This window comes from Streptomyces sp. NPDC054956 (assembly GCF_053609185.1).
Genome location: NZ_JBSGXB010000473.1, coordinates 1 through 3960, shown reverse-complemented (window position 1 = coordinate 3960; position 3960 = coordinate 1). Strand labels below are relative to the sequence as shown.

The 3960-nt window shown below is 68.0% G+C and carries 5 protein-coding genes and 1 pseudogene; 3 read left to right on the top strand and 3 right to left on the bottom strand.

Annotation, left to right across the window (positions count from 1 at the left end; all coding sequences use genetic code 11):
- Window positions 1–1100: 1100 nt before the first annotated feature.
- A pseudogene (locus tag ACWGDE_RS36855) lies at window positions 1101–1384 on the top strand (IS5/IS1182 family transposase); the annotation flags it as partial.
- 340 nt (window positions 1385–1724) lie between these two features.
- On the opposite strand, the gene ACWGDE_RS36850 reads toward ACWGDE_RS36855, so the two are convergent.
- A complete protein-coding gene (locus tag ACWGDE_RS36850) occupies window positions 1725–2000 on the bottom strand; it encodes a hypothetical protein (protein WP_453393444.1) in 276 nt (91 codons plus the stop codon).
- Between the two features lie 199 nt (window positions 2001–2199).
- Here ACWGDE_RS36850 and ACWGDE_RS36845 point away from each other — a divergent pair, with 199 nt between their 5' ends.
- Window positions 2200–2544 (top strand): hypothetical protein, encoded by a 345-nt coding sequence (locus tag ACWGDE_RS36845; RefSeq protein WP_453393443.1) that lies wholly within the window; start codon window positions 2200–2202, stop codon window positions 2542–2544.
- Window positions 2541–3101: a hypothetical protein gene (locus tag ACWGDE_RS36840; RefSeq protein ID WP_453393442.1), complete on the top strand. Its 561-nt coding sequence runs from the start codon at window positions 2541–2543 to the stop codon at window positions 3099–3101. The genes ACWGDE_RS36845 and ACWGDE_RS36840 overlap by 4 nt, the downstream gene beginning before the upstream one ends.
- Before the next feature lie 60 nt (window positions 3102–3161).
- Here ACWGDE_RS36840 and ACWGDE_RS36835 read toward each other — a convergent pair whose 3' ends face one another.
- Entirely contained in the window at window positions 3162–3452 is a 291-nt protein-coding gene (locus tag ACWGDE_RS36835) for a hypothetical protein (RefSeq protein WP_453393441.1), read from the bottom strand.
- Entirely contained in the window at window positions 3449–3805 is a 357-nt protein-coding gene (locus ACWGDE_RS36830) for a hypothetical protein (RefSeq protein WP_453393440.1), read from the bottom strand. The genes ACWGDE_RS36835 and ACWGDE_RS36830 overlap by 4 nt, the downstream gene beginning before the upstream one ends.
- Between the last annotated feature and the right edge of the window lie 155 nt (window positions 3806–3960).

The window sequence follows — 3960 nt, the reverse complement described above, 5'->3', positions numbered from 1 at the left end:
ATCCACCGAAGTGGACGGGGTATCAACTTTTGGCGTTGATTTTTGGCACGCTGTTGAGTTCTCAAGGAACGGACGCTTCCTTTGTACTCACCCTCTCGGGCTTTCCTCCGGGCGCTTCCTTCGTTCTTGTGTCTCCGACTCTATCAGACTCTTTCGTGTCCGATTCCCGGTCGAAGCGGGTTTCGCTTTCCAGTTCTTCGCTTTCGCGTTTCCCTTTCCGGCGAGTCCGACTCTATCAGAAGTTTTCCACCGGATTTCCCGGCTTCAGATTCCTGGATGAGGAGTCGAGGGTGCCCACTCTGAATTGCTTCTTTGGGGGCCGGCTGCCGAACTTGTCCAGTTCCAGGCAACCGTTTGACTCTACATCACACCCCCTGCACCGTCAAAATCGGCGCGACACGAGCACCCGTATCCCCGTACCCTCGCCCTGCCTTGTCCCCTCCTGCCACCCAGGAGCCCCCGCTGTGGCCGGCCTCAGTACGTGGCTGGGCGGTACGGCCCCGGGCCATGGGCGAGGGCGACTGGGACGCGGCGTCATCTCGAGCTGGTGGTGCTGCGGTTCCCACTCGCTCTCCGGGTGACCGAGGAGGTGCGGGGGCGACTGACTCCAGGAGCTCGCGGAACGGTACCCGTACCTGGCTCCCCGGACGGGACGCCGTACACCTCGTGCCGGCGGTCGCCGACCGCACACGGACGGAAAGCGGTTGGTACGGGCACTGGGCCCAGCCCCTGGGCTGCTTCCCCACCTCCACCGGCATCAGCCCTGACGAGGCTGCCGCGTTGGTGGAGCAGGTGATAGGCGGACGGTTCGGGCGCCGGACAGCCCCCAAACTGACGTTGGTCGATGCGCTGGGCGAAGACCTGGCCGTCCGCCTGGCCGTGGAGCCTCCCCACCGTGAGCGCCGAGACCGGCCCCGGCTCCCTCACCGACTGGCAACACCTCAGCGCCGAGGTCCCCTGGGAACGACGAACTGGCCAGCGCATACCTGGACGTCGCCTTCTCCCACCCCCACCCGGACGGCAACACCCGCACGGCTCTCCCGACGCCGGCATCCGTCCTCCTGCGCGAGGACGTCCTCCTCACCCGCGCCGGCCCCGACGCGGACGACGTCGGCTGGACCGTGTCAGTGGACTCCCCCCTCTGCCGGGCCCACCAGCACGCCACCGACTTCAGGAAAGGGGAGCTCCAGACCGATCTGAATCCGACGACCACGCCCTCGGACGCTCCCGCGGCGGTCTGAGCACAAAGGTCCATCTCGCCAGCGACGCCCATGTACGGCCCCTCGCAGTCCGCGTCACCTCAGGCCAGGCGCGCGACACCCCGACCGACGAGACCGCCATGGCCGCCACCCGTGCTCCGCGAAACGCCCCCGGAGACCAGAGACCCGCCAATCCGGGTACTTGCCGGCCTGCCCGCTGTCGACCCTCGACCGAAGGACCTCCGACACCGACCCAACCCCCCGGAGCCCCACCCGAACTGAAGACGAGTGGCGCCGAGAGGTGCCCCACCAGCCGCGGGGACCCCACCGGACAGGCCTCCGTCGCCGAACGCGGGCAACAGCAGCACCAGACGGGGGCGCATGGATGGCCGGGGGAAGGGTCCAGGTCACCGAGCTGGCGATGTACGTGAGCCCGCACCAGAGCAGGAGCGATGCCAGCCCACCCTGCCCACCCTCTACCTGCGACAGCCCCCTGCCCCGACCTCCCCTGCCCCACTGGCCGGCTCAGGCCGAATCCTCGAGCAGACCGAAGTCTTCGGTGAAGCCCTCGAGGAACTCCCGTCGGGCTGAATCAGCCTCTCCGTCGGCCATGTCCCGCAGCAGCTCGAGGAACTGGCTCCGCTGATCACTCGCCAACTCGCCCACCAAGGGGGCGACGCCCTCCAGGACTCTGACGGCGTCGTCCGGATCCATCTGCTCGTCTTCACTGCCCTCGATGAACCACAGAACGTTGATCAGGGCCTCGGTCAGGGCACGGCTCAGTGACGAGTACACAGGCATCTCGGAACACTCCTGGCGATGGACAACAGACATCGGCCAATCCGGGAGTCTGCGCCGGTGCTGGCCTCGTCGATCTCGCACCACCGAATGAGCTTCGACCGTCCCAGGCCGCGTTCGATGAGACCCGTGGAGTAGGTCACCACTCCCAGGCCCCAGCCGCGGAACACAATCCAGAGACTGCCTGTGGCAGCCTGCGGACATGCCATGGGAGATCCGGGAACACGCAGGCCGGCACTACGCCGTCCTGTTCCACTACGCCCTGCCCGACGACGCATGGTCCGTGGAGCTGAGCGAGGCCACGCCCGTGCCGCCCAGGGGGCCCGAGAGTCCTGTACCCGCGGTGACCCACGTGCCCGGCGCCGCTTTCATCGTGGCGCTCGTCCCGGACGAGGACCCGCATCTGGAACCGACCGTCCACATCCACAGCCACGACGAGCACGTCGTCCCCTACGAGATCATGCGGTGGTTCATGGAGCAGGTGACCGACCAGGTGGAACGCTGCCGCACCGCGTTCGAGCGGGCAGCAGCAGAACCGACGGAATGATCCTTCCGCCGGCAGCCGAGGGCAGCCAGGAGCATGGAGCGGTGGACTATCTCTACGTCGGGCCGGCCGAGTTGAGAAATCTTGTCGCGCCGGGGGGCGAAGGCCGGAGCATGCGTTCGCCCGCCGACTTCGCCAAGTGGGTCGCGGACCTCACAGCGGAAGAGCTGGCCGAGCCCTTCACCTTCGTCGTCGATACGGCGGGTGTACTGCGGCTCGCGCCGCGGCGTAGTGAGCACGTGGTGTGTGCTGCGGGGGAAGCGGTTCTTGGCGCCGGTGAGGTCAGTTTCAGCGCGGAGTCCGGGCGGTGGGCGGTCGACGAGGTCAGCAACCAGTCGACCGGATACTGCCCGGACGTCAGCTCCTGGACCGCCGTCGCCGCGGCCCTGGATCGGCCAGGGGTCGTCCGGCCGGCGGGGTTCACGCACGAGGTCGTGTTCCGCCGCTGCCCCGCATGCCGGGAGCTCAACGTCGTACGCGAGGGGGACTTCGTCTGCGTCTTCTGCGACGGGGCCTTGCCGCGGGAATGGAACGTGGACCAGCCGGCACACGGCGGCTGACGCCGTCAGCGGCGCCGGTGCCACCATGCCAACTCTGCTGGCTTCAGCCATGAGTTGCCCTCAGAGGTTGACCCGCTTCAGGTAGACGCGGCTGCGGTGGGGAATGGTCTGGTACCAGAGCATCAGGTGCTCGTCCTCGTACGTACGCAGCCGCATCGGGTACGGGTCCTCGTAGAGGCTGCCGTCCTTGGGGTCGACGGCCATCGACGCGAGGTCCACCAGCCCGTCCATGACCGCACCCACGAGCGCCTGGTGCTCCGCTGCCATCTCGCCGAGCACCCACACACGGCTCGGATCGCACTCCCACGCCCAGCCGGTGTCGTTCTCGACGCCCTCACCGCGTGAAGTCACAGACCAATCTCCCGCTGGGCCTCCGCGAGGATGCGGCTGCTCGTCTCCATCGCGGCCCGGAACTCCTGCTCCGTCGCCGCGGGGTCGCCGGCCACGCGTTCCGCGTCCTGCAGGGCGGCCGCTCTGGCCGGCCAGCGGTGGATGGCCACGTGGGTGGCCCACTTGATCAGGAAGAACCGCAGGGGGTTGATGGCGCCGGTCTCTGCCGCGCGGTCGAACGCCTCGTTGCATTCCCGGTCGAGCGCCGCGAGGCTCGGCATGTCGATCCTCCGCACCGCATCGCGCAGGGCCTCACGCGTCATGGCCGGCTGGGGGATGAGCGGGCCGCCGGCTTCCAGCTGCTGAGCAGTCATCGTGTCCTCCTGGGAACGCGGCCAGGATACCCAGCCGGGCCGCTCCGGGCCGGAGAAACTGGTCCGGAACGCAGAAAAGCCCCGCACCATAAGGTGCGGGGCTTTCCCACAATGATTGTTCGGCGGCGTCCTACTCTCCCACAGGGTCCCCCCTG

Bases quoted from the DNA above. Each gene is read 5' to 3' on its own strand.
- ACWGDE_RS36830 (WP_453393440.1), bottom strand. From the start codon at position 3,805: ATGACTGCTCAGCAGCTGGAAGCCGGCGGCCCGCTCATCCCCCAGCCG.
- ACWGDE_RS36845 (WP_453393443.1), top strand. From the start codon at position 2,200: ATGCCATGGGAGATCCGGGAACACGCAGGCCGGCACTACGCCGTCCTG.
- ACWGDE_RS36850 (WP_453393444.1), bottom strand. From the start codon at position 2,000: ATGCCTGTGTACTCGTCACTGAGCCGTGCCCTGACCGAGGCCCTGATC.
- ACWGDE_RS36840 (WP_453393442.1), top strand. From the start codon at position 2,541: ATGATCCTTCCGCCGGCAGCCGAGGGCAGCCAGGAGCATGGAGCGGTG.